Genomic DNA, 23,379 nt, shown 5'->3' with positions numbered 1-23,379 from the left:
GTGCATGATTCGCCGGGTTATCGGGGTGGCAGGGAACGCATAAAGACTCAGGGTTTGAGCAAGATAACGCCGTTGTTTATTCACCTGAGAATGCATATATGTCTAAAAAATTTGTTCTACTTGCCGCTGCGGCAGGTCTTTTTTCTGTGTCCGCGCACGCCGAATGGTATGTGGGCGGCGCGCTCGGTCAGGCACGCTTTGATGATGCCAGTGTGAGCGGTACCGTCATGGGGTATTCCACCACGCAAGATCTGTCTTTAGAAGATGACAAATCGACCATCGCTTCGATTTTTGGTGGCTATCAATTCAACCGTTACTTTGCCTTGGAAGGCTCGGTCACCGGGATTGATGCACTCGATGGTTCGGTGGTAACGGTGGGGGACATGAGCTACATTGCCATCCAGCCCAAAGTTTCATTGCCAGTCACAGACCATGTCAGCCTGTTTGCAAAAGCGGGTGTCGCCTACTTTAACGCTGAAATCAAAGTCAGCAATGCCGTCGCTGGGTACTCAGGTTACAGCACATTTTCAGATTCCGATGTGACGGGCATTTTGGGCTTAGGAGTCGAGGTGGCCGCCACGGATAACTGGCATATTCGCGCATCATGGGATTATTTGAGACCAGAGCTTGATGTAGTCAACGTGGGCTACGCGAATGCCTCGGTTGAAACCGATATCAATGTTTTCTCCCTTGGTGTCAGCTATCATTTCAATTAATGCTTGAACCAATGCCCATGTCGGGCATTGGTTGTTTTTGCTTCCTGTGAGCGTATTTCCCCGATGGCAACCATGAACGACACGCACCTCAGACGACTCAGCCAGTTGCTGCAACATTATCAAACAGGCGTCGCTTATTCCTTAAGCATTGACACGCTCGAAACGGTTTTGGCGACCTCGCGTCGAAATACGTCGCTCATTCTCAAACAGTTGGCTGATCTGGGTTGGGTGCGGTGGCACCCTGCCGTGGGGCGCAGCAAAACCAGCCAGTTGGTGGTATCACTGACGTTTTCAGCGGCGTTAACCCAAGTGGTGAGGCAAGAGCTCAGTAAGGGCCGTTTTACGCTGATCACGCGCCTGTTGGCACTTTACGGGGATGACACCGTATTGGCGCTCGCCGGCGCCACGGCGCAACAAAACCAATGGAATGAATCGAACAATCACCTGCTCATTACCCGATACCCAGCCGTTGATACTTTGGATCCTTTGAAAACTCTGCGATTGGCAGAGCTTCAGGTGATTAAAAGCGTCTATGACACGCTGTTAAACCAAGATGCGATGGGGAATTTGATCCCCGCTTTAGCGCATTTTTGGAAACTGGACGGTTGCTGGTTAACGCTCTGGCTTCGGCCAGATGTCCTTGCGCACAATGGTCAAAAGCTGGTGGCAGACGATGTGGTGTGGAGTTTGGAACGCTTAAAGCACACCTCTGGGCCTGTGCAGCACCTATTCGACAGCATGCGCGCGGTGAGGGCCGAATCTGAGCACCGAATCGTGATTGAACTCAATGCGCCCAATGCTTTTTTTCCGTATGTGTTGGCCATGGCCAATAGCGCTATTTTGTGTCGCCCGGAACCGCATTGTACTCATCCACGGAAATGTGTCGGCACGGGGCCATTTAGCGTGGGCAACTGGGATGAAGAAAAACTGACTCTCATTCGCCATCAACATTACTACGCAAGCAAAGCGTTGATTGAGCAAATCACACTGTCACACGGTGATGAGCAGGTAATTCGCGCCATGAGTTTTAACCAAAAAACCGGCGCGACGGAGAGTTCCGTTATCAGCGCTTTGTCGTATCTGACGTTTAATGTGCGAGAAACCAGTGATGTGGATGCGCACACTTTGGCGCAGCTGTACGCGTTCTTGGCGCGGGAAAAGTATCACGTGGATGCCCACAACTGCGTCGAGAATTTAGCGTTTGAATGCCCACACGACAAGGATGAGCGCAGCATAGCCAATCACGTTGTCCCCAAACTGACAGGCACGATCGTGTTGGCCGAACCGGTGTGGACCATTCCTTATCTTCAAGCGGTTGCGGATTGGCTGCACGCAGCCATTCAACGCACGGGTTTGGTTGTGGAGGTGATTGAACTCAAGGCGATCAGCGAACCACAAAGCGTTGCGCATTTGGCAGATCTGATGCTGATTGAGGAAGTGGTGGAACAACCCAAAGCGTACGGTTTATATGAATGGCTGTTGGTGTCGACGGGGTTGCGCTTTACCTTCTCGCAAGCGGAAATGGCGCAGCACAAGCAGGCGCTCGCGCAAGCGGTGAGCGATACCAATCCGTATGCACGCTTGCAGCAGTTGGAACAACAGCTTTACGATCAGCGGCGCTGTTTACCCCTGTTTGTTGGGCGAGAAGAAATCACCTGCACGCAGCAAGTGCAGGGCATTCAAGTCAACAGTACCGGTTACAGCGATTTTTATAAGTTGTGGATGGGTGACTAACGCACATAAAAAAAACCGGTGAATGATCACCGGTTTTTGCTTTTTTGCTTTTTGTGCGTGGGGCGCTTAGCCCATCACGACTCTTTGTCTTTGGTCAGTGACAGCAGCCAGATGCAGAGCACGGCCACGGCCAAAAATCCACTCAGGATGATCACTGGCATCGCGCTGTAACCCAGAATGTGCCAGATAACAGATTCAAGTGTACTCATGTCATACGCTCCTTATTGCCAGCCTTCAACGCCGTGCATGTCCGGCAGGTTGTGTGCAATACCTTTGTGGCAATCCACACAGGTTTTCTCACCGGAAGCCAGCGCGGTGGAGTGCTGCTTACGGCTGCGCTCGCTTTGCTCTGAAAAATCCATGTACTCAAACTGGTGACAGTTACGACATTCCAACGAATCGTTCTTTTTCAACCGGGCCCATTCCCGCTCGGCCAAATGAGCGCGGCGAGCTTGGAATTTTTCCGGTGTATCGATGGTGCCGAGCATATGGGCGAAGACTTCTTTGGAAGCCTGCACTTTACGCACAATTTTGTCTGTCCACTGATGCGGAACGTGACAATCTGAACAGATGGCGCGCACACCGGAACGGTTCGAATAGTGAATCGTTTCCTGAATTTCAGCCACGATAGGTGCGTGACAGCCCGAACAAAACTCTTCGGTGTTGGTCACTTCCATGCCTGTGTTAAAGGCGCCCCAAAACAGAAGACCACCGATGAATCCCATAAACAGAACCACACCAACGGCGGCTTTGCTTGGGCGGGTAAGTCTTTCCCAAAACGCTTTTAGTAGTTTCATAAATCGCCTCTTAAAGTATGCGGTGCCTGATTAGCGAAGCGAGTTAACGCGTTCAAACTCATTTTGAATCAGAGGCTTGGCCTCTGCCTGAGGAACGTGGCATTGCAAACAGAAGTAGCGGCGTGGCGAGACATCCGCTAACACGGCGTCTTCACGGTTGATAAAGTGAGTCACGCTGATTTTGGTTGCACCCATCTCTTTGGCATTTTTCCAACTGTGGCACGACAGACACTTGTTGGCATTGAGCGACACTTCGTAGTTGCGAATATTGTGTGGAATCAATGGTGGTTGATACACGTAATCGCTGTCGAAGGCCTGTTCACGCGGGTATTTTTTCATCTCATCGGCTGGGCGAGTCGATTCAATCAGGGTCGCGCCGCGCAGTGATTCAACACCGCCCACACCCCCTGGATTATCGAGTTCAGCTTGCGCAACTCCGGTGATGAGAGCACCGACAGACAGCAGTGCAATAAGTAATTTTTTCATTGTTCATTCTCCGCCTAATGGCTCAATTCCTGACTGGGGCAGCAGCAAACGGCTGCCCCGAACATTCTGTTAACGGCTTATGCCACTTTGGTGATCTTGACCGGACACTTCTTAAAGTCGGTTTGTTTCGACAGTGGATCCGTTGCATCAAGAATCAGTTTGTTAATCAGAATGCGCGCGTCAAAGAACGGCACAAACACCAGACCTTTTGGCGGCTTGTTACGGCCCCGAGTCTCTACGCGGGCGCGCACTTCACCGCGTTTATTGGCAATCACCACTTCATCGCCACGTCGCAAGCCACGCGCTTGTGCATCGTCGTGATGCATGAAGCAGACTGCATCTGGGAACGCTTTGTACAGCTCAGGTACGCGGCGAGTCATGGTGCCGGTGTGCCAATGTTCCAGCACACGGCCAGTACAGAGCCATAAGTCGAATTCTTCGTCCGGCACTTCCGGTGGCGCTTCGTAAGGCGAAGAGATGATCCACGCTTTGCCGTCTGGTTTGCCGTAGAAGTCCCAGCCGCTGCCTTTTTTCGCATAAGGATCCGAGCCTTCTTTAAAGCGCCATTGGGTCTCTTTGCCATTCACAACAGGCCAGCGTAGGCCACGTACGGTGTGGTACACATCGTAAGGTGCTAAATCGTGACCATGACCGCGGCCAAAGCTCGCGTACTCTTCGAACAGACCTTTTTGCACGTAGTAGCCGAAGTGGTGCGCATCATCGTTTAGCTCACGTGCTTCAGCGATTGGGAATTGGTCCACTTGACCGTTGCGGAACAGCATGTCGTACATGGTTTTGCCACGGTATTCTGGGGATTTAGCCAAAAGCTCTTCTGGCCAAACGTCTTCCATTTTGAAGCGTTTGGAGAATTCCATGACTTGCCACAGATCCGATTTCGCTTCACCCACGGTTTTTACCTGTTGGTACCACGCTTGCGTGCGGCGTTCCGCGTTACCATAAGCGCCTTCTTTTTCCACCCACATCGCGGTTGGCAGAATCAAGTCGGCGGCTTGCGCAGTCACTGTTGGGTACGGGTCAGACACCACGATGAAGTTCTCTGGGTTACGATAACCCGGCAAACGCTCTTCGTTGATGTTCGGGCCAGCTTGCATGTTGTTGTTACATTGCACCCAGTAACAGTTCAATACGCTGTCTTTCAACATGCGGTCTTGCAGCACGGCGTGGAAGCCTGGTTTTGGCGGAATCGTACCTTCTGGCAGTTTCCAAATTTTCTCGGCGATCTGGCGGTGTTTCGGGTTGGCAACCACCATGTCCGCAGGCAGGCGGTGTGCAAATGTACCGACTTCGCGCGCAGTACCACACGCCGATGGTTGGCCTGTCAGTGAGAATGGGCTGTTGCCCGGTGTGGCAATTTTACCAGTCAGCAAGTGTAGGTTGTACACCAAGCTTTGCATCCATACGCCACGGGTGTGTTGGTTCATCCCCATGGTCCACAGTGACATCACTTTGGTATTTGGATCGGCATACTGTTTTGCCAATGTGATCAGTTTTTCAACGCTCACACCAGACATTTCAGACGCTTTTTCAGCCGTGTATTCCGCTACCGATTTTTTGTACTCTTCAAACGAAATGTTGGTCATGTCGCCGGAGTTCGCGTTTTTCGCTTTTTTCTGCAGCGGGTGATCATCACGTAGACCATAACCAATATCAGTCACGGCTTGTTTGAAGTGCGTGTACTTGTTCACGAAGTCCCAGTTCACGGCATCGTTTTGAATGATGTAGTTCGCGATGAAGTTGGCGATCGCTAAATCAGACTGAGGATGGAAAATGTAACCGTGATCCGCCAATTCAAAAGAACGATGGTAGTAAGTCGACAGCACATTCACTTTAACGTGCGGATGGCTCAAGCGACGGTCCGTGATACGTGTCCACAGCACTGGGTGCATTTCGGCCATGTTTGAACCCCACAGCACAAAAGCGTCTGCGTTTTCAAAGTCATCGTAACAACCCATCGGTTCATCGATACCAAAGGTACGCATAAAGCCGACAACCGCAGATGCCATACAGTGACGTGCGTTCGGGTCGATGTTGTTTGAACGGAAGCCTGCTTTCATCATTTTCGCAGCAGCATAACCTTCCATCACCGTCCATTGACCTGAGCCAAACATCCCGACGCTGGTCGGGCCTTTTTTCTTCAGCGAGGCTTTCCATTTTTCTGCCATCACATCAAAAGCCATATCCCAAGAGACGGGGGTGAAGTCGCCGTCTTTGCTATATTGGCCATTTTTCATGCGCAGCAGGGGCTGAGTCAGACGATCCTGACCGTACATGATTTTCGAGAGGAAGTAGCCTTTGATGCAGTTCAGACCTTTGTTGACGGGTGCTTCCGGGTCACCTTGCGTGGCCACAACGCGGCCATCTTGCGTGCCGACCAACACAGAACAACCGGTACCACAGAAACGACAAGGTGCTTTGTCCCAGGTGATTTTGGTTTGGTCTGAGCTGGCAATCAGGTTGGTCGCAGAGGCTGGCAGTGTGATCCCCGCTACCGCCGCCGCTGATGCTGCCGCGTTTGCTTTCACAAACGCACGTCTTGTCATTTTCATACTTCACCCTCGAGTTGGGAATGTTGATTTCCAGTGTCTGAATCTAAGTCGTCCAGATTTGTTTCGATTTGGTGATACACCAGAACCGCGCTCAGGACGTTTGGTAAGTTGTTGATGGCATCAATCGTGTCGGTGACAAACCCCTGGTTCTGAGTTTCCAGCACCACCACAATTTTGCCTTCCGGACTGTCGCCGTAAATTTCTGCGTTCTCGAATTGTTCGATCTGCGCTTTCACGGTCGCCAAATGCTCTGGAAAGGCATGTACCACTAAACTTGAAATGTGCACTTCATTGAGTGACATACTTTTCTCTCGTTATTATTCAATATTGCTCACACTGATGGCTGATGTGGGGCAGAGCGATACACACGCGCCGCAGCCGGTACATTCATCAAGGTGGATCATCGGCTGTGCGACCTGTCCGGCTTGCAGCTGGAACTGAATGGCCATTGGGTCGCAGGTTTCGCCGCAGCTTCGACACTCGACGTTCTGCTTAGCCAGGCATTGGTCGTTGATGGCGGCTTTGGCCTGCCATGCGGTGTCGGTTTGCGGTAAAAAAATCGGTTCTGGGCAAACTTCTGCACATTGGTAACAGAAGGTGCATTCATCAATTTGAAAATCGACCGTAGGAAACCCGCCGTCGCCATTGACGATGATGCTCATCTCACAGGCGTCGCGGCAGCGGCCGCAGCGCGTGCAATCGTCGATAAACGCCGCTGGATTGGCTATCCAAGGCAAGCGCACCTTTGAGCTATCGACGGCGCGGCGTGCAAACAAACGTCGTTTGGAAAGATCTACCACTGAATTCACCCAGCATGCTGAAAGAGTATTAATAAAGCGTAGTTCACAATTTTTATTAATAAACTGTCATTTATTCATACACAAATTGTAGTTTTTGTCATATTTGTATAAATACCCCTTAGGGGTTAATTGGGATGGAATATTGTTTTGGATCAATAAATTCGAGCGAGTATGATCACATATTGATACCATGGTGAAAAAGCTAGGCTAGAGCATTCAAAATGCGTGTAAAACGCACGGTTGGGGACGATGAATTGGGAAAACGAGTCGAAAAATCGGTAACCAGCACGATTGCAAAGTCGATGTTGTTGATTTTATTACTTTCGATTGCGACGACTGGCTTTGCCATCATCACTCTGGCTTCTTCGCTTAACGATGCAGAAGCCGTGAACGTGGCGGGTTCAATGCGGATGCAGAGCTACCGCCTCGCGCACGACATTCAATCCCAATCCGTCAATTATGCCGAACACATCGCCGCGTTTGAGCATTCACTTTATTCGCCATCGATGAAGGCGTTGCAAAAGTGGAACGTGCCGGCGGACATCACCCACGATTACTACACCTTGATCGCGCGCTGGCACGAGCTAAAGCAGGTTTTACGCAGCGATGACAACCGCGATTACTTGACGCTGGTGGCGGGCTTTGTCAGCCAGATCGACAGTTTTGTCTTCAAGTTACAACGTTTTTCGGAGCAGAAACTCATCAACCTCGCTTGGGTCGGTGGCCTTGGATTAGGCGCGGTGCTCTTCATTTCAATGTTTGTCATTCATTACATTCGCAAAGAGGTCGTGCGCCCACTCAGAGCGTTGGTGGTCGCGAGCGAACAGATCCAGAATCGTGAGTTTGATATTGCACTCAGCACCAATAGCCAAAATGAGCTGGGCATTTTGACGCGCACTTTTAATGTGATGGCGGGCGAGTTGGGTAAGTTGTATCGCGGCTTGGAACAGGCCGTGAATGAGAAAACGCGCAAGTTGCAACACGCCAACCAGTCGTTACGCGTGCTGTATGACTCATCGCAAGAGCTGACTGCATCGCGCATCAGTCAAGATAACTTTCAGGCAATTTTAAAACACATTGTCAGCATTGAAGGCATCACGGCGGCGCAACTGGAAATTGAAGAAGTGGCGGGCAAAGGTTTGCTGCTCACCGAAGGTCACTTCTGTGGCGAAAATTCGAACCTTCAACCGCTTATGCTTGATGGCATCCCCCTTGGACAGTTGCATTGGGAAGCGGGCTTGCCATGTCCGGATAAAGCGCTGATCGACAACTTTGTGCAGATCCTTTCGCGCGCCGTGTATTACAATCGCGCGCAGAAAAATGCAGAGCAACTGTTGTTGATGGAAGAACGCGCCACCATCGCGCGTGAATTGCACGACTCCTTAGCACAATCGCTCTCTTACCTCAAAATTCAGGTGTCGTTGCTCAAACGCGTGATCGGCAAGCTGGAGCAGAATCAATACTCCGAGAAAACTGATGAGATCATCATCGATATTGATCAAGGATTATCCGGTGCCTACACGCAATTGCGTGAATTGTTGACCACATTCCGTCTGACCATTCGAGAGGGTAACTTTGGTCAGGCGTTAATCGAAATGCTCCACCAACTGGGGGAGCAAACGAGCGCAGAGATTGTGCTCGACAACAACCTGTCGTCGATGGCGCTGGATGCGCATCAGCAGGTGCATTTAATACAACTGATTCGTGAAGCCACCATCAATGCGATTAAGCATGCGGATGCGACGCGGATCAGCATCAAATGTAACGAAAGCGATGGTGACGTCGTGGTGACGATTGAAGACGATGGCGTGGGCTTTGAGCACAGCAATGCCAAATTGAATCACTACGGAATGAGCATCATGCAGGAACGAGCCGCCCGACTGAACGGCGAGCTGACGATTGATGCGTCGCCGGAAACGGGCTGTAAAGTCACACTCAAATACACACGATCGAAGGATACACATGTTGACGAAATGTAGAGTAATGCTGGTGGATGATCATCCTTTGATGCGCAGAGGAATCAACCAGCTGTTAAGTTTAGAAGACGAATTTGACGTGGTCGCCGAGGCCAGCAATGGCGCCGATGCCATTGCGTTGGCCCATGAAGTGGAACCAGACATGATTCTGCTCGACCTGAACATGAAGGGCATGTCCGGTTTAGATACGCTCAAAGCGCTGCGAACTGATGGCTCCAGCGCGACCATCGTTATCCTGACGGTGTCTGACAGCGCGGCAGATATTGAAGCGATTGTACGTGCCGGTGCCGATGGCTACTTACTGAAAGACACCGAGCCTGATCAACTGGTTGAACTACTCAAAGAAGCGGTGCATGGCAATAAAGCCTACAGCGATGTGGTGGCAGCGTATCTGCGCGATCGCCAAGATCAACAAGATGTGTTTGATTTGCTGACGGACCGGGAAGCACAGATCTTGGGTGAAGTGGCGAAAGGGTATCGCAACAAGCAAATCGCCGACCGCTTGTTCATCTCAGAATCGACCGTGAAAGTTCACATGAAGAGCTTACTGAAAAAACTGCGTGTGCCTTCTCGCACCGCCGCGACTGTGCTGTTTCTGGAACGTTACGGCGATCTCAAATAATCCTTTTTCAATTTCCCATGTTCGAGATGAAAAAAGGGCGCTGATATCAGCGCCCTTTGTATATTTGATTTGAAACCCGCCAGTGAACACGGCGGGCTCTTTGTTGAGATTATGCGTACATAGGAACCAGCACCATGGTGCCGACGATCACGGTGATTAGACCTGCCAGAACCGGTACAGAAGTACGTTTAACCACTTCAAATGGGCTGATGTGGCCCATACCTGACGTCGCAACCACCACGCCTGAAACTGGAGAAATGGTACGACCTAGGTTCGAGGCTTGTAGCATTGGGATGATCAGGAACGCGGGGTTGATACCCATTTTGGCTGCCAGTGACGGCGCCAGTTCAACGAACGCGTAGAATGGCGCGTTACCAGAACCGGTTGCAATTGCAGCTGCAACGGTCAGACCGGTTAGGATCAGCATCAGTGCCATGCCGCCAGCGCCCGCTGTTTCAGCAAGGTGCAGCAAGTTATCAATGGCGCCAATCGACATCAGGCCTTGAGCGAACACGCCCGCCGCAACCAACAACATCACCACGCCTTTGAATGCATCGGCCATGCCGTCGTAACACGCTTCGAGGTCTTCCAGTGTTTCTCTGCCTTTAAAACGTTTGGTGACGAAATCAACCAACGCGCCGATGAAGATCGACAGCACCACAATGGTGTAGATATCTAGGTAGAGACCTTCGATGGTTTCACCGTTGAACAAGAACACGCCAATGATTGGCAAGAATGGTAGCGCTGCGTAGTAGGCAGGGGCATTCACTTCAATCTCGGAAACGTCAATGCGTTCCATTGGGGTGTTGTCTTTCTTATCCAGGTATTTGTTCCAGAAGAACGCCGCTACCGCCATCACGATAATGGCGCAAATTGAGACGGGTAGAACCGTTTCAACAGCAAACACGTGTAGAGGCAGGCCTGATTTCTCCGCTGCAATTACCACGTCACCAGACGTTGGTGACAAAATGATCGCCGCTGGTGATGCACACACCGCGACCGCTGCGGGGCGAGAAATCCCCATGGCTGTCATCATTGGGAACAGCGTTGCCATCAACAGCACGCCAAGGCCAGTTGCAGAGCTCACTGCCAGAGACATCAAACACGCCACAATGTAAGCCGCAACCAACAGGATGTAAGGCGAGTTAATGACAGACAGTGGTTTTGAGAACTGTTTTACCACCACATTGTTTGCGCCGATGTGCGTCATGTAAGACGCAAAACCACACAGCAGCATGATTTGCATACCCAGACCGCCGCCACGGTACTGCAGCATGTATTTCACGTATTCCAGCGAGTCGGTCAGCATGTTGCCGGTTGACGTCATTTTAGCGGGCAATACGGTGTGACCAAGCACGCCGGTTAGTAGCAGTAACACAATCCCTGCGGTCAGCAGAACACCCGCAGGTTTGTAGCCTTTTACGATGAAGTAACCTACTACAATCGTAACCACCACACCTATGAAGAGCTCGAGCATGTTTGTCTCCAATCAATTATTTTGAGTTGTCAAAAAGTATGTCAATGTATGACAGGGAATTTACTGAAAACTGCCCTGTAGCACGAGTTCAACTTGAGCTTCTCATGATCTAAAACAAACAAAACTGTTAATTAGTTTTACGGAGTAAAATTCTGTTGAATTAAATACACATTAGCGGTAAATGCCGTGTTAAATGAATTGCTCAGTGTTATTGAATGGCTTGTCGATTCAATTGCGGGCGCGAAAGGCATAAAAAAAGTGACGTTGAAACGTCACTTTTTTAGTATTTTTGAGTTTATGCGTATTGAGCAACCGTTTGCTGCCAACGTTGTCGTTTTTCCATCAATTCTGTTTTTACAGATTGATAACGTGCTTTGAGCACCGAATGTTCATAACGCTTTAGCGCTGAACTCTTCTTGCTTTCCAACAGTTGTTTTTTCACGTCGTAGTAATTGTGCAGTTCGTGAATAAACGCATCAAACTCCGCTTGAACGTTGGCCAGAATCAGCAGGTGATTCGGCAGCAACGCCACGCGTTCGGTGGCATATTTCAAGCTCATCTCCGCACGCGCTTTTTCGATTTTAATCGCCGGTGCAGTACGCAGCTTCTTCGCCAAGCCAAGCCAAGCGCAGGTCTTGATCAACCATTTGGTTGGGTCGTATTGCCACCAATAAATGCCGTTGCGATAGTCATTTTCAAAAATATGGTGGTAGTTGTGGTAACCCTCGCCAAAGGTGAAAAAGGCCAAGATACCGTTATCACGCGCCGTGTTTTTGTTGGTGTAAGGCTGTTTGCCCCAAATGTGTGCCAGCGAGTTAATAAAGAATGTGGTGTGATGATTCAGCACCAAACGCACTGCGCCAACAATCAACAACATGCCCCAAACATCGTTGTAGTACCAACCCAGCGCAATCGGGACACCGAAGTTCATTAGCAGTGCCAATGGGACATAAAAGCGATGTTGCCACATCACAATCTTATCTTTGTGCAGATCGCGGCAGTTGCTGTAATCATCATACGTGGCGGGGTGATAGTCTCTTAACATCCAGCCCATGTGTGAAAACCAGAACCCGCGCTTGGCCGAGTAAGGATCTTTGTCGTTTTGATCGACAAACTTGTGGTGAACGCGGTGATCCGACGCCCAATGCAGGGCACTGTTTTGTACCGCGAACGCGCCACCCAGTGCGCACAAGAAACGCACGGACCAGTGTGCTTCAAACGCTTTGTGAGACCACAGGCGATGATACCCGGTTGTGATGGATAAATTGCAAAACGAAAAGCAGACAATGAGCCAGATCAGATGCTCCCATCCATAGCCGAACTGCCAGCCATACCAAGGCGCGACAACAGCGGCCAGAACGAAACTCACGGTGAAGATCGTGATGTTCAACCAAATTAAAGGCGGTTTATTTGCCATGTAAAGTTCCTTTAGGCTTACAACTGTGCGCCAGAATATCAGCGAACACGTGTAAGTCAAATATGTTTAGCTGAATTGTGATCAGAATGTTTTGCGTTTTTTCTCGAAATGCATAGTATGAAGAGTGCTTAAAAAGCCGACAGGAAGTTGTAAGGACTATTAAATGGAAATTAAGGTAGCTGAATATAGCGATTTTGAGCGAATTGCCCATCTGCATGCACTGAGTTGGCAGATCAATTACGCGAATATTTTAGACAAAGATTATCTCGACAATGAGGCACTGCAAGACCGTTTGTTGATCTGGCAAACGCGCCTCACCAATCCTCCTTTCAATCAACATATTCTGCTCATCGAAGATGAAGGCGTGTTGTGCGGCTTTATCTGTGCCTTTGGCAATCACGATTTTGAAAAAGGCACCATCATTGAATCTCTGCATATGGCTCCCCAATACCGCGGTCGCGGATTGGGGCGTCTGTTGGTGAAAGAGATGGCGGTTTGGATTGAACGCTATTTCCCAGACCATGGGGTGTATTTGGAAGTGTTGGAGCAGAATCAGCAGGCGATTGATTTTTACGATCACATTGGCGGGGAATTGCTGACCGAAAAAATGTGGCATGCTCCCGGTGGCGGCGAAGTGCCTGAACGGGTTTACAGCTGGAAAACACCCAAAGCCTTGATGACGGCGATGGACTAAAAACAAGGAATGAAAGAAAGGGGCGAATAGCCCTTTTTTTCTTGGCGTTGAATGCCATGGCGCATTCTGGTGTAGTAACCCGATTCAACGGAAAGGGATGAATCATGAACCGCAACGTGTGGCTGTTATCTTTGTGTCAGGCACTTTTAATGACAGGCAATATCCTGCTCATTTCAGTGATTGGTTTGATTGGGAAAGTGATTGCGCCAAGCAGCAGTATGATCACGTTGCCCGTTGCGCTGCAATTTCTCGGCTTAATGTCGGCGACCATTCCGGCGTCGTTGATCATGGGGAAATTGGGCCGTCGATTGGGTTTTAGCATTGGCAACAGCGTGGGCATTGTTGGGGCGTCATTGGCGACTTACGCGCTCTATCAACAAGCGTTTTGGCTGTTTTGTGTCGCGACATTTCTGCTGGGGATCGGCATTGGTTTCGGCACGCTGTATCGCTTTGCGGCCATTGAAGTGTGCGATGCGCATCTTCGCCATCGCGCCATTTCGGTGTCCATGGCCGGTGGCGTATTGGCCGCCGTGCTTGGGCCAAACTTGGCGATTTTGTCACAACGCTGGAGCGACGGTGGGCTGTACATCGGCGCATTTGCCGCGTTAATTGGTTTGAACCTGTTGGCGTTGATACTGCTGCAAACCATTCAGTTTCCTAAGCCCATCCATCATGAATCGCAACCTTCGACAGATAAACTGTCGGTGATCGCCAAAGGCCCAAACTTTAAAGCGTCTGTTTTTGCGGCGATGGTGTCGTATGCGGTGATGAATATTCTGATGACTGCGACGCCGCTGGCGATGATTGGTTGCGGGTTTGATTTCACCAAAGCGGCCGGCGTGATTGAGTGGCATGTGCTCGGCATGTTCGTACCGGCATTTTTCACTGGTCGTTTGATTGAAAAATTCGGGCCGCAGCGCATGATCCTAGCTGGTGGATTACTGTTTATTCTGTGTATCACTATCAACATTCATGGTCAGTCGATTTGGCATTTTCGCGCGGCGTTGGTGCTGCTCGGTGTGGGATGGAACTTCATGTTCATCGCGGCAACCGGATTGTTCAGTCAATCTTATCAAGAGCACAACAAACCCAAAGCGCAGGCCTTCAATGAATTTTCCGTATTCAGTTGCGTGACGTTGACCGCGCTGCTGTCGGGCTGGCTCGAATCGACGGTCGGTTGGCAGTCGCTCAATCTCTATGTGTTGCCGTTTGTGTTGGTCGTGATTGGCATTTTTGTGCTGCATGCAAAGAACAGTCGCCTCGCTGTCAATTAAGCGTGCCGTGAATAGAAAAAGCCCGGTTAAACCGGGCTTTGTTGTCTTTGTGAGGGCTGTTATCGCGTTTGAAACTCAGACACCGCTTCGTCCATTTGGCGTGCTTGCTGCGACACGCTATCGACTTCAGACAGCACTTCCTGCGCCGAATGCATGTTGTTTTCTGAAATGGTATTGAGTTCGGCAATCGAACCACTGACCTGATTCATCACAATGCCTTGCTCTTCAATCGCGGACGCAATGCGTTCCGAGTTGGCTTGGATGGTCGACATGTCATGGATGATTTGGCGTAAGCTTTCATCCAACTGATGCGACGCGTGCAGAGTTTCTTGGCCTTGCGCGTTGCATTGGTCGATGTCACTAATCACCAAATTCATTTGTGATTGAATTGCAGACACCACTTTGGTGATTTCTTCGGTGGATTGATGGGTTCGTGTTGCCAGTGAACGCACTTCGTCGGCCACCACCGCAAATCCGCGGCCTTGTTCACCCGCGCGCGCCGCTTCGATCGCCGCATTTAAAGCCAGCAGGTTGGTTTGCTCTGCGATACTTTGAATGATGGTGACCGCGCCGCCAATTTTTTCAACGTGATCGTTGAGTGAGGCGATCGACTGTTGGCTCGATTGCAAAGTACTAGACAATTGATCGATGTTTTTCAATGTCGACTCGACCACATTACGGCCATTCTCGGCATTGTTCACCGCTTGTTGCACGCCTTCGGCGGCCACGTTGGTACTCTCAGATATCTCACCAATGGTTGCCACCATTTCTTGTACCGAGGTTGCCATCATGGTGGTGTGATCGGCTTGCACATAGAACTGGTTAATCACCTCTTCGAGTTCATTGTGCATGCTGGTGGTACTGCTGGTGAGCTGATGTGATTTGGCTTGAGAGCCGGAAATCAACTCTTCGAACTTGTCCAACAGTTGGTTGAAGTAAGTGCCGATTGAGGTGAGTTCGTCGCGACCTTTCAGATCGGCGCGCAAGCCGATGTTGTTGGTGCTGGAGATTTTCTGCATGACTGTCAATAAGCGTTGCACCTGCACGTTGATCGAGCGAGAGATCTGCCAGATGAAGGCAACGATGATGAGCACGACCAAGGCCGTCACAATCTGTTTGATGAGGTCGAGTTCAGCGCGCATTTTGCTGACTTCAGACACCAAGGTTTCTGAAAAGGTTTTGAATTGTTCTTCAACGTTGTGCGATAGGCTGCGGGTGTTCCCCAAAAAGCCTTCGTTGTAGGCCAAGCCAATTTGCTTTTCTTGCTGCACGATAGCTTGAGCGGCTTTCGCCAGTGCCGGATATTGGCGAGTGACGGGTGAGTCAATCATCTGGCCAGCTTTGACTGCTTCGTCAAACGTGTCGAGTGCAAGCAACATTTCGGCATCAACGCCTTTCGATGCGTCAGCGAGTAGGGCATGGTAATTTGTCCACATGCCTGACTTATCGCTCAGGCCAAGCACTTGGTAACCATTGACCAGTTGCTCAAAGCCGCCTTTGTATTTGATGAGATCGGACTTTAACGCGGCGGAAGAGGCCAGTTGATGATCATTGAGGATCACGGACAGTTCCGCTTCCATCGTGAGGAATCGTTCGCTGTTGTCTTTGAAAGTCTCCAGATATTTAGCATCTTTTCTGAGCAAAAAGTCTTTTTCATTACGACGCATGTTGAGTAGACGGATTTCCAGTTTATCCACGAGACCAATCGCAGCGGATAGTTCGTTGGTTTGACGGGCAAAGTGTGTTGTGGTTATCACCAATGAGAGAATACCCATGACGGCGATAAAACCCAATAAATAAAGCTTCTGTTTAATATTCATATGCTGACCAATGAATGAGATATATTGATAAATGTAATTATTATTCGTGAAGTTTAGATGGCAATTGCATCGCCAGCAATAATTAATAGAATGGGTTGTGTAAGGCTCATTCCATCTTTAGCACAGTCATATGGAGTTTTTATGAACTTAGAGCGCTATAAGGGGCTGATTTTTGATATGGACGGTACGTTGATCGATACCATGCCGGCCCATATCGAAGCTTGGCGCGCGACGGCAGAATTTTATGATTTCCCATTTGAAGCCACGTGGCTCAACAGTTTGGGGGGCATGCCGAGTTTTAAGATTGTTGGCGAGATCAACCGCAAATTTGGCACCAATTTACTGGCCAAAGAGGTGGCTGAATACAAAATGCAGGCGTTTTCTGCATTAGATGACAAAGGGGAGTTGATCCCGGCAACTTACGCCGTGTTTCAAGATTGCCTCGGCAATAAAAAAATGGCGATAGGCACCGGCAGCCAAAGACAAAGCGCCGAGACCTTGCTGGCTCGCGTGGGAGTGCTGGATAAGCTTGATGCCGTGGTGACAGCGACCGATGTTGAAAACCACAAACCGCACCCCGAAACGTTCTTGCGTGCGTGTGATTTGATTGGTCTCTCTCCAAGTGAGTGCGTGGTGTTTGAAGACACCGAGTTAGGCAAACAAGCGGCGCACGCTGGCGGAATGGATTGCATCATGGTTACCGAAACCGGCTTACAGTTTTTCCCGCTGCCATAATTCGCGAGCGTTTCCATCGCTTATCGATTTAACCCATTATCGATAAAGAAAAAGAGCTGCCTAAGCAGCTCTTTTTGATTCCAAAGCAGTTCGCTTACTGAATCTCCAGCAGCTCGACTTCGAAAATGAGTGTTGATGACGGGGGAATCGGGCCCGCGCCATTTTTGCCATACGCTAAGTTTGCCGGAACATACAGACGCGCTTTTTCACCCACGGTCATGAGCTGCACGCCTTCTTGCCACCCCTTAATCACTTGATTGAGGCCAAATACAATCGGCTCGTTGCGTTGGTAAGAGCTATCAAAGACGGTGCCATCTAGCAGGCGACCTTCGTAGTGTACTTTAACGCGGCTGTTGGCTTTTGGATGTTCCGCGCCCGTGCCCGGTTCCAGAACTTCATATTGCAGGCCGCTTTCGGTGATCTGCACACCTGGCTTCTTCGCATTCTCCATCATGAACGCTTGTCCGATAGCGATGTTTTGTTCTGCCGCTTTGTGGTTATTCCAGGTGCGGTAGATAAACAGCGCAGCCAGCACAAAAACAACAATGGGTAACACAATTTTATACATGGTCAGAACACTCAATTAAGGTTGGGTTAGAAGATAAGAAATGGTTTTACCGATGCCTTGGGCATCTTGGTGACCAGCCGTCAGAACGATGTATTTGCCTTTCACGATAAAGGTCGGTACAGCATTGATTTGGCCTTTTTGCGAAATTTCGTCTGCTGTTTTTAGGAAAACAAACAACTCTTTTTGTTGCGCTTCATCGAATTCGTAAGGGCTTTTTAGGTTGCGCGTGTGGAACGCTTGATCGATGGCTGCTTTTTGGTCGGTCAGCGTGCTGCCTTCGGCCATTTGCACTGCCGCGAACAGCTCTTCCATCATATCGTGGTCTGGGATGTGCCCCAGTTGCATCACGGCGCTGTAGTAAATCATCGCGCCAATTTGTGCGCCTTGGTTAAACGTCACGTGCAGTCGACCAAACTCCTGCTGCGTGATTTTCTCCAGTTCCGGCAGAACGCTTTCCATGCTGCGGCAATGGCCACAGGTCAGCGAGAACACTTCGGTCACGGGTGCTAAACGGTATGTGGCGAGGTTGACGGGCAGGGCTTGATATTGAGCGCCTTCTTTGGGCGTGGAATCGTCGCTGCAGCCAGCGATAACCAGTAACACGGCCATGACACCCAATGTGCGTTGAATAAACTTTTTCATTGAAAACCAAGAGTTGAATAGGAATACGCTAATTTTAACGACTTCATTTTGTGAGGCAAACAGAGAAAAAGCGATTTGTTACCAATTCCCCATAAAGTTTTGCCACTTTTGCCCGATAAATAAAGAGTCGTTTGATGAATGGATGATGGTTACATGAGAATTCTCGCGCTCTCCCTAGTATTGCTGTTGACCGGTTGTGGGTCGATGTCTCCGATGAAGATGATCGGCGGCAACATGTTAGACACGGCGCCCAAAGGCGATTTCGATGTTATTTATCCCGACTGGGGAACCACGCCTTCGCCGGTGTCGACTCACGTTCAAGGCCCGATGGGGCAGACGCGCACGTCAAGCTACGACGCATTGCAACGCTTTCTGCTCGATAACGGCATCGATTATGAAGTGATGCCCGGCAACCACGTGATGGTGAAGCTTAAAGACACGGTGAAATTTGATACAGGTTCGTCCAATGTGTCTCAAGATTCAGCCTACTGGTTGAGTGTGATGGGCAGCTTCTTGTCCCGTGAACGTGGCATCGACATTGTGATTGATGGTCACACCGACAATACCGGCAAACCTCGATTCAATGATGCATTGTCTGTCAAACGCGCGCAGATGGTGAAAAACACACTGATCAATAAAAACGTTGCTCGCGATGCGATTTATACGCGTGGTTACGGGGAATATGTGCCTGCGTGTAACAATGGCACTTACGAAGGGCGAGCTTGCAATCGCCGCGTCGAATTGCTGTTCATTGTCTCCAATAACTAGCCATCTCCAATCACCAAGATCGCCCAACAGCGCATCGCCACATTCTATTCATTCTGACTATCCCAGCCATGGCTGGGATATTTTTTATCCATATCGTCTTCAAGGATATTGACGACTCTCACGGATATGATTTTTTATCGGTACATTGTATGGAAACACGACGCTGAATTATGTATACAATCACCCAAAATCTATAACAACTAATCAAAACATGTCAGCTAATCAATCATCTATGCAACAAGAAGTGCCTGTTGGCGAACACGATCAACTGGTGTCTACCACGGATCTCAACGGTGTCATTACATACTGCAACGAGACATTTTGTCGTATTGCAGGGTTTCAGGAACAGGAACTTCTTGGTCAAAATCACAATATTGTTCGCCATGTCGATATGCCGAAAGCGGCATTTGCCGATATGTGGAAACACCTCAAACAAGGGCACGCGTGGCGCGGCATTGTCAAAAATCGAACCAAAACCAATGGTCACTATTGGGTCGATGCCTACGTCACGCCGATTTATGAAAACGGCAAAATGTGCGGCTACCAATCGGTGCGCGTCAAGGCGCAGCGCCAATGGGTCGACATCGCGGCCAAAGCGTATCAATCGTTGCGTGCGGCTGAGCAAAACAGTCATTCATTCTCACTGAGCATGCCTACATCGGTGCGTTACGCCGTGTTGCTTGGCGCGTTGGCGGCGCCAGTTGCAGCGCACGTTGCTTCACTGAGTGATTCGATGCAACTGTTGGCAAGTGTGCTGCCTGCCGCGTCGCTGGCGTTGCTGTTCCGTCAAGAGCTGATCGCCATGCCCAAACAGCTCAGTCAATTGCAATCTCAATACGACAGCATCAGCCGATTGATCTATTCTGGGAACGATGCGTTTTCTGTGGCTGATTACCACCTAAAAATGTCGTCAGCACGGATTCGTACCGTGTTAGGGCGCATGGTGGATTCAGCGCGCCCGCTGCGCGACATGTCGGCCAAACTGAATGAAACCAGTGCGGAAGTGGTGCAGGCGCTGAAACAGCAAAATCAAGATATTTGTAGCGTGATGCAAGCGACAGATGCCGTGGAAGCGGCGGCTGATTCGGTATCGAGCAACACGCATTCTGCCTACGAACTGATTGATCGAGCGAAATCGCAATGCTTGGAAACCAAACAAAGCATTGATCAAACACATCATAACCTTGAAGCGTTGTGCGATCAGGCTGAACGCGCCACGCGCACCACATATGCGCTTAACGACCAAGCGCAGCATGTGAGTCAGTTGATGGAAGAGATTGGCGGCATTGCCGATCAAACGAACTTATTGGCGCTCAATGCTGCGATTGAAGCCGCACGAGCCGGTGAACAAGGTCGCGGCTTTGCGGTGGTGGCAGATGAAGTTCGCGCGCTCTCTGGTCGTACGCAGAAAGCGACTCACCACATCAAAGAGAGCATCGATAAAATGCTGAGCACGATTGAAGCGTGGCAAAGCGAAATCATGGATAGCCAAGAGCAGACGCAAGCTTGCGGCAGTGTGGCGCAAGAAAGTGCGACGCGCTTGCATCAAGTCGAGCAATTGCTGGTGGACATGCACAGCATCGTGGCAGATATGGCAAAATCGGCCACGGCGCAGCGTGAACTGACCAGTGAAGTGAACCAACACGTGCATTCGATTGCGTCCATGGCGACACAGAATTTGGCCGCAACCAACATGGTCGAAGAGTACAGCAGAGACATGAACGCGCGCGTCGATGAATTCAGGCAGCTGGCCAAGCGATTTGAAGAAAAATAATCGTCAAAAGTACCACAAAAAAAACCACCGAATGTCGGTGGTTTTTTTTTCGATTCAGAACCGGAGCGCTGTAGCGATTAAATCACTGCCTTAAGCGCTGGCTCAACGGCTGACGCTTGGCGCTGCGCGAGGTATTGCGCGACTTGTGCCATCGTTGCGCTGTCGTGATCAATGCCCAGCTTGCTACGACGCCAGAAAATGTCGTCGACTTTGAACGCGTATTCGTGGTCGATCAGGTAATCCACTTCGCGTTGGAACAGGGTATCGCTGAACTGCGTGCCGAGATCGTCAATGGTTGTCACGCCCGCCAACAGCGCACGAGTGCGGCTGCCGTAACAGGTTAGCCAGCGGTCCAGCGTGGCATCGTTGACAAATGGATATTGGCGTTTCAGTTCGTTACGAATGTTGCCATACACATAATCTTCGCCACCGGGCAGCGTGGATTCGTTGGTCCGGCTTGCTTTCATGTTCGGGAAGAACGGTGACAAATGTTTCATCGCCGATTCCGCCAGCTTGCGATACGTGGTCAATTTACCGCCGAAAATCGACAGCAGCGGCGCTTCTTCACCGTGTTGATCCAGTGACAAGGTGTAATCACGAGTGATCGCTTGTGGTGAGTTGGATTCATCATCACACAAAGGACGCACACCGCTAAACTCTGAAACGATGTCTGAGGTGCTGATTTCACGCACAAAGTGTTTATTGACGATGTCGACTAAGTACTGGCGCTCCTCTTGGGTAATCGCCACTTTGCGAGGATCGCCTTTGTATTCCACGTCGGTGGTGCCGATCATCGAATATTTACCCAGATACGGAATCACGAACACGATGCGCTTATCTTCATTTTGCAGAATGTACGCTTGTTCTTCGTGGTGAATTTTCGGCACGATGATGTGTGACCCTTTGATCAAACGAATGCCGTAAGGGGAGCGCACGTGAACGTTCTCATCTAGGAAGTGTTTCACCCAAGGGCCGGTTGCGTTCACTAAAGCGTGGCTCTTGCGCACGAAACGTTGTTGGGTGCGTTCATCGAACAGGGTGACCGTCCAAATGTCGCCGTCACGGCTGGCATGTTCAACGCGGCAGTAGTTCATCACTTCTGAACCCAGCTCTTGCGCCTGAATCGCGTTGAGGATCACCAAGCGCGCATCGTCCACCCAACAATCGGAGTATTCAAAGCCAATCTTCATTTCTGGCTTGGTCACGTCGCCAGCTTTTAAAGCGACTTTTTTACTGGCGGGCAGAGACGTACGTTTGCCCAAGTTGTCGTACAAGAACAGGCCAGTACGAATCATCCATGCAGGACGCAAGAATGGACGATGTGGCAAGCGAAAACGCATCGGTTTAACGATGTGAGGGGCTTTTTTCAACAGAACTTCACGTTCAGCAAGGGCTTCACTGACCAAACGAAACTCATAATGCTCAAGGTAACGCAAGCCACCGTGGATCAGCTTTGAACTGGCCGATGACGTCGCGCCCGCAAAATCCTGCGCTTCATACATACCCACTTTCAGTCCACGACCGGCAGCGTCTGCTGCGATCCCTGCGCCATTGATACCACCACCAACAATGATGATGTCGAGCACTTCATTTTCAGAAAAACGTGTTGAGCTTAAGTTCTGTTTCATTTTATTGGCCTTGATTTTCGTTTTTGTATCTTAATGCTCGTATGAAAACATCAAACCACAGAAAAGCGGAGTTTTCCCTCAAGCAATTTTGATCTTGATCATAATAAATGAGCGTTCGAGCGTCAAGTTGTGCTTTTATTGTGCAAAAAGTCCAAAATGGAGCGAAATTTTGCACTCGAAAGGTGACGACTTGATGAAGTGAAAGCGAAAACGGTGAAAATAAGCGGGTGGCCGCTAGTGACGATGAAGCGCAACGTGTGCGATTTTTAGGCAAACACTTGTCGGTGCGACGGCATATGCGATTGGGAGAGAGAGCAGGTGACAAAAAAAAGCCCGTGACCTCAGGCCACGGGCTTTTCGTTATTGGACGTGTGACTTACTTTTGGAACACGTCTTTGAAATCACGCTTAAGAATCGCGTCGCGGCGCGCTTTCTTAATTTGCTTCACCATGTCTTTTACACAGCTGTGCAGAACCTGATCCAGAAGCTGAGCACGGTATTCTTCTTTATCTTGCTCAGTCATCTCTTTTGGAAGGTTCAGCGTTGGGAACTCTTCCATGACGTTTAGGCCAGCAAATGCTTGGCTGACAGAAATCAGCGCGTGGAACTGTTCGAAGTTGTCCAGGACGTTTTGAGCGCTGGCAGGCAGGCTATCCCAAGCTTCACGGACCGCTTCTTCAGAGACTTCGTGAATAGAGGTGACCATCAGGAACATCTCTTCTGGCACTTGGTCGAATTCAAGTACCTGGCGGAGTTCTGGAGAAATGGCTTCTAAGTCCACTTTCGGAGCTTCAGTTTGTGTAGTGTCTGACATGAAAAAAGTTTCCATCAATGAAAAAGGCAATGCTAAAAACTTCCACCGAAAAGTCAATACAACATGCGAA

The 23,379-nt window shown here is 49.9% G+C and carries 22 protein-coding genes; 9 read left to right on the top strand and 13 right to left on the bottom strand.

All coding sequences use genetic code 11. The annotated features are described in order from the left end of the window. Positions 1-98: 98 nt before the first annotated feature. Complete coding sequence (locus ACF8PK_RS01995; protein WP_392439878.1) at positions 99-716, top strand: outer membrane beta-barrel protein; 618 nt, start codon at positions 99-101, stop codon at positions 714-716. 63 nt (positions 717-779) lie between these two features. Continuing rightward, positions 780-2,450, top strand: a complete 1,671-nt coding sequence (locus ACF8PK_RS01990) for an ABC transporter substrate-binding protein (RefSeq protein WP_392439876.1) — start codon at positions 780-782, stop codon at positions 2,448-2,450. A 74-nt stretch (positions 2,451-2,524) separates the two neighbouring features. Here ACF8PK_RS01990 and ACF8PK_RS01985 read toward each other — a convergent pair whose 3' ends face one another. From ACF8PK_RS01985 to napF, 6 genes are all read right to left on the bottom strand, one after another. Beyond that, complete coding sequence (locus ACF8PK_RS01985; RefSeq protein ID WP_004726699.1) at positions 2,525-2,659, bottom strand: TIGR02808 family protein; 135 nt, start codon at positions 2,657-2,659, stop codon at positions 2,525-2,527. Positions 2,660-2,671: 12 nt separating this feature from the next. Beyond that, a complete protein-coding gene (locus ACF8PK_RS01980; RefSeq protein ID WP_014257386.1) occupies positions 2,672-3,247 on the bottom strand; it encodes a NapC/NirT family cytochrome c in 576 nt (191 codons plus the stop codon). A 30-nt stretch (positions 3,248-3,277) separates the two neighbouring features. Further along, positions 3,278-3,733: a nitrate reductase cytochrome c-type subunit gene (locus ACF8PK_RS01975; protein WP_004726697.1), complete on the bottom strand. Its 456-nt coding sequence runs from the start codon at positions 3,731-3,733 to the stop codon at positions 3,278-3,280. 77 nt (positions 3,734-3,810) lie between these two features. Continuing rightward, complete coding sequence (napA, locus tag ACF8PK_RS01970) at positions 3,811-6,300, bottom strand: periplasmic nitrate reductase subunit alpha (RefSeq protein WP_014257385.1); 2,490 nt, start codon at positions 6,298-6,300, stop codon at positions 3,811-3,813. Next, complete coding sequence (locus ACF8PK_RS01965; protein WP_392439873.1) at positions 6,297-6,602, bottom strand: chaperone NapD; 306 nt, start codon at positions 6,600-6,602, stop codon at positions 6,297-6,299. The genes napA and ACF8PK_RS01965 overlap by 4 nt, the downstream gene beginning before the upstream one ends. A 15-nt stretch (positions 6,603-6,617) precedes the next feature. Beyond that, positions 6,618-7,100: a ferredoxin-type protein NapF gene (gene napF / locus ACF8PK_RS01960; RefSeq protein WP_004726694.1), complete on the bottom strand. Its 483-nt coding sequence runs from the start codon at positions 7,098-7,100 to the stop codon at positions 6,618-6,620. A 221-nt stretch (positions 7,101-7,321) separates the two neighbouring features. Between napF and narQ the strand changes: the two genes are divergently transcribed. Together narQ and ACF8PK_RS01950 are read left to right on the top strand one after the other, a co-directional pair. Then, positions 7,322-9,079 (top strand): nitrate/nitrite two-component system sensor histidine kinase NarQ, encoded by a 1,758-nt coding sequence (gene narQ, locus ACF8PK_RS01955; protein WP_392439870.1) that lies wholly within the window; start codon positions 7,322-7,324, stop codon positions 9,077-9,079. Continuing rightward, positions 9,066-9,698 (top strand): response regulator, encoded by a 633-nt coding sequence (locus ACF8PK_RS01950; protein ID WP_041943412.1) that lies wholly within the window; start codon positions 9,066-9,068, stop codon positions 9,696-9,698. The genes narQ and ACF8PK_RS01950 overlap by 14 nt, the downstream gene beginning before the upstream one ends. Positions 9,699-9,807: 109 nt before the next feature. Here ACF8PK_RS01950 and dcuC read toward each other — a convergent pair whose 3' ends face one another. Both dcuC and ACF8PK_RS01940 read right to left on the bottom strand, forming a co-directional pair. After that, positions 9,808-11,175, bottom strand: a complete 1,368-nt coding sequence (gene dcuC, locus ACF8PK_RS01945) for an anaerobic C4-dicarboxylate transporter DcuC (RefSeq protein WP_041943151.1) — start codon at positions 11,173-11,175, stop codon at positions 9,808-9,810. A 295-nt stretch (positions 11,176-11,470) separates the two neighbouring features. Further along, a complete protein-coding gene (locus ACF8PK_RS01940; protein ID WP_055465225.1) occupies positions 11,471-12,592 on the bottom strand; it encodes a fatty acid desaturase in 1,122 nt (373 codons plus the stop codon). A gap of 163 nt (positions 12,593-12,755) precedes the next feature. Between ACF8PK_RS01940 and ACF8PK_RS01935 the strand changes: the two genes are divergently transcribed. After that, the gene (locus ACF8PK_RS01935; RefSeq protein WP_004728232.1) at positions 12,756-13,286 is read left to right on the top strand and encodes a GNAT family N-acetyltransferase; all 531 of its coding nucleotides are present in this window, start codon (positions 12,756-12,758) and stop codon (positions 13,284-13,286) included. Positions 13,287-13,390: 104 nt separating this feature from the next. Next, complete coding sequence (locus ACF8PK_RS01930; protein ID WP_038152180.1) at positions 13,391-14,560, top strand: MFS transporter; 1,170 nt, start codon at positions 13,391-13,393, stop codon at positions 14,558-14,560. A 59-nt stretch (positions 14,561-14,619) separates the two neighbouring features. On the opposite strand, the gene ACF8PK_RS01925 is transcribed toward ACF8PK_RS01930, so the two are convergent. After that, complete coding sequence (locus tag ACF8PK_RS01925; RefSeq protein WP_158141861.1) at positions 14,620-16,380, bottom strand: methyl-accepting chemotaxis protein; 1,761 nt, start codon at positions 16,378-16,380, stop codon at positions 14,620-14,622. Between the two features lie 141 nt (positions 16,381-16,521). Between ACF8PK_RS01925 and ACF8PK_RS01920 the strand changes: the two genes are divergently transcribed. Next, a complete protein-coding gene (locus ACF8PK_RS01920) occupies positions 16,522-17,115 on the top strand; it encodes a beta-phosphoglucomutase family hydrolase (RefSeq protein ID WP_014257376.1) in 594 nt (197 codons plus the stop codon). Positions 17,116-17,209: 94 nt separating this feature from the next. On the opposite strand, the gene ACF8PK_RS01915 is transcribed toward ACF8PK_RS01920, so the two are convergent. Together ACF8PK_RS01915 and ACF8PK_RS01910 are read right to left on the bottom strand one after the other, a co-directional pair. Further along, positions 17,210-17,683 carry an FKBP-type peptidyl-prolyl cis-trans isomerase gene (locus ACF8PK_RS01915; RefSeq protein WP_004728228.1) on the bottom strand — a complete coding sequence of 158 codons (474 nt, stop codon included), beginning with the start codon at positions 17,681-17,683 and terminating at the stop codon, positions 17,210-17,212. 15 nt (positions 17,684-17,698) lie between these two features. After that, positions 17,699-18,325, bottom strand: a complete 627-nt coding sequence (locus tag ACF8PK_RS01910; protein WP_014257374.1) for a thioredoxin domain-containing protein — start codon at positions 18,323-18,325, stop codon at positions 17,699-17,701. 153 nt (positions 18,326-18,478) lie between these two features. Here ACF8PK_RS01910 and ACF8PK_RS01905 point away from each other — a divergent pair, with 153 nt between their 5' ends. Together ACF8PK_RS01905 and ACF8PK_RS01900 are read left to right on the top strand one after the other, a co-directional pair. Continuing rightward, the gene (locus ACF8PK_RS01905; RefSeq protein ID WP_206981935.1) at positions 18,479-19,093 is read left to right on the top strand and encodes an OmpA family protein; all 615 of its coding nucleotides are present in this window, start codon (positions 18,479-18,481) and stop codon (positions 19,091-19,093) included. A gap of 211 nt (positions 19,094-19,304) precedes the next feature. After that, positions 19,305-20,867, top strand: coding sequence for a methyl-accepting chemotaxis protein (locus ACF8PK_RS01900; protein WP_392439865.1), 1,563 nt, complete (start codon positions 19,305-19,307; stop codon positions 20,865-20,867). Between the two features lie 77 nt (positions 20,868-20,944). On the opposite strand, the gene glpD is transcribed toward ACF8PK_RS01900, so the two are convergent. Together glpD and ACF8PK_RS01890 are read right to left on the bottom strand one after the other, a co-directional pair. After that, complete coding sequence (gene glpD / locus ACF8PK_RS01895) at positions 20,945-22,495, bottom strand: glycerol-3-phosphate dehydrogenase (protein ID WP_392439863.1); 1,551 nt, start codon at positions 22,493-22,495, stop codon at positions 20,945-20,947. A gap of 376 nt (positions 22,496-22,871) precedes the next feature. Further along, entirely contained in the window at positions 22,872-23,309 is a 438-nt protein-coding gene (locus ACF8PK_RS01890; protein ID WP_004728222.1) for a DUF3069 domain-containing protein, read from the bottom strand. Between the last annotated feature and the right edge of the window lie 70 nt (positions 23,310-23,379).

The organism is Vibrio sp. CJQ_6, from assembly GCF_043106745.1.
GTDB lineage: Bacteria > Pseudomonadota > Gammaproteobacteria > Enterobacterales > Vibrionaceae > Vibrio > Vibrio furnissii.
This window is presented reverse-complemented; position numbering and strand designations above follow the sequence as displayed.

Excerpts from the sequence above, each read along its gene's own strand:
- ACF8PK_RS01900 (WP_392439865.1), top strand. The coding sequence starts at position 19,305 with ATGTCAGCTAATCAATCATCTATGCAACAAGAAGTGCCTGTTGGCGAA.
- narQ (WP_392439870.1), top strand. The coding sequence starts at position 7,322 with ATGCGTGTAAAACGCACGGTTGGGGACGATGAATTGGGAAAACGAGTC.
- ACF8PK_RS01925 (WP_158141861.1), bottom strand. The coding sequence starts at position 16,380 with ATGAATATTAAACAGAAGCTTTATTTATTGGGTTTTATCGCCGTCATG.
- dcuC (WP_041943151.1), bottom strand. The coding sequence starts at position 11,175 with ATGCTCGAGCTCTTCATAGGTGTGGTGGTTACGATTGTAGTAGGTTAC.
- ACF8PK_RS01980 (WP_014257386.1), bottom strand. The coding sequence starts at position 3,247 with ATGAAACTACTAAAAGCGTTTTGGGAAAGACTTACCCGCCCAAGCAAA.
- ACF8PK_RS01935 (WP_004728232.1), top strand. The coding sequence starts at position 12,756 with ATGGAAATTAAGGTAGCTGAATATAGCGATTTTGAGCGAATTGCCCAT.
- ACF8PK_RS01915 (WP_004728228.1), bottom strand. The coding sequence starts at position 17,683 with ATGTATAAAATTGTGTTACCCATTGTTGTTTTTGTGCTGGCTGCGCTG.
- ACF8PK_RS01990 (WP_392439876.1), top strand. The coding sequence starts at position 780 with ATGGCAACCATGAACGACACGCACCTCAGACGACTCAGCCAGTTGCTG.
- ACF8PK_RS01930 (WP_038152180.1), top strand. The coding sequence starts at position 13,391 with ATGAACCGCAACGTGTGGCTGTTATCTTTGTGTCAGGCACTTTTAATG.
- glpD (WP_392439863.1), bottom strand. The coding sequence starts at position 22,495 with ATGAAACAGAACTTAAGCTCAACACGTTTTTCTGAAAATGAAGTGCTC.
- ACF8PK_RS01985 (WP_004726699.1), bottom strand. The coding sequence starts at position 2,659 with ATGAGTACACTTGAATCTGTTATCTGGCACATTCTGGGTTACAGCGCG.
- ACF8PK_RS01905 (WP_206981935.1), top strand. The coding sequence starts at position 18,479 with ATGAGAATTCTCGCGCTCTCCCTAGTATTGCTGTTGACCGGTTGTGGG.
- ACF8PK_RS01920 (WP_014257376.1), top strand. The coding sequence starts at position 16,522 with ATGAACTTAGAGCGCTATAAGGGGCTGATTTTTGATATGGACGGTACG.
- ACF8PK_RS01940 (WP_055465225.1), bottom strand. The coding sequence starts at position 12,592 with ATGGCAAATAAACCGCCTTTAATTTGGTTGAACATCACGATCTTCACC.
- napA (WP_014257385.1), bottom strand. The coding sequence starts at position 6,300 with ATGAAAATGACAAGACGTGCGTTTGTGAAAGCAAACGCGGCAGCATCA.
- ACF8PK_RS01965 (WP_392439873.1), bottom strand. The coding sequence starts at position 6,602 with ATGTCACTCAATGAAGTGCACATTTCAAGTTTAGTGGTACATGCCTTT.
- ACF8PK_RS01890 (WP_004728222.1), bottom strand. The coding sequence starts at position 23,309 with ATGTCAGACACTACACAAACTGAAGCTCCGAAAGTGGACTTAGAAGCC.
- ACF8PK_RS01975 (WP_004726697.1), bottom strand. The coding sequence starts at position 3,733 with ATGAAAAAATTACTTATTGCACTGCTGTCTGTCGGTGCTCTCATCACC.
- ACF8PK_RS01910 (WP_014257374.1), bottom strand. The coding sequence starts at position 18,325 with ATGAAAAAGTTTATTCAACGCACATTGGGTGTCATGGCCGTGTTACTG.
- ACF8PK_RS01995 (WP_392439878.1), top strand. The coding sequence starts at position 99 with ATGTCTAAAAAATTTGTTCTACTTGCCGCTGCGGCAGGTCTTTTTTCT.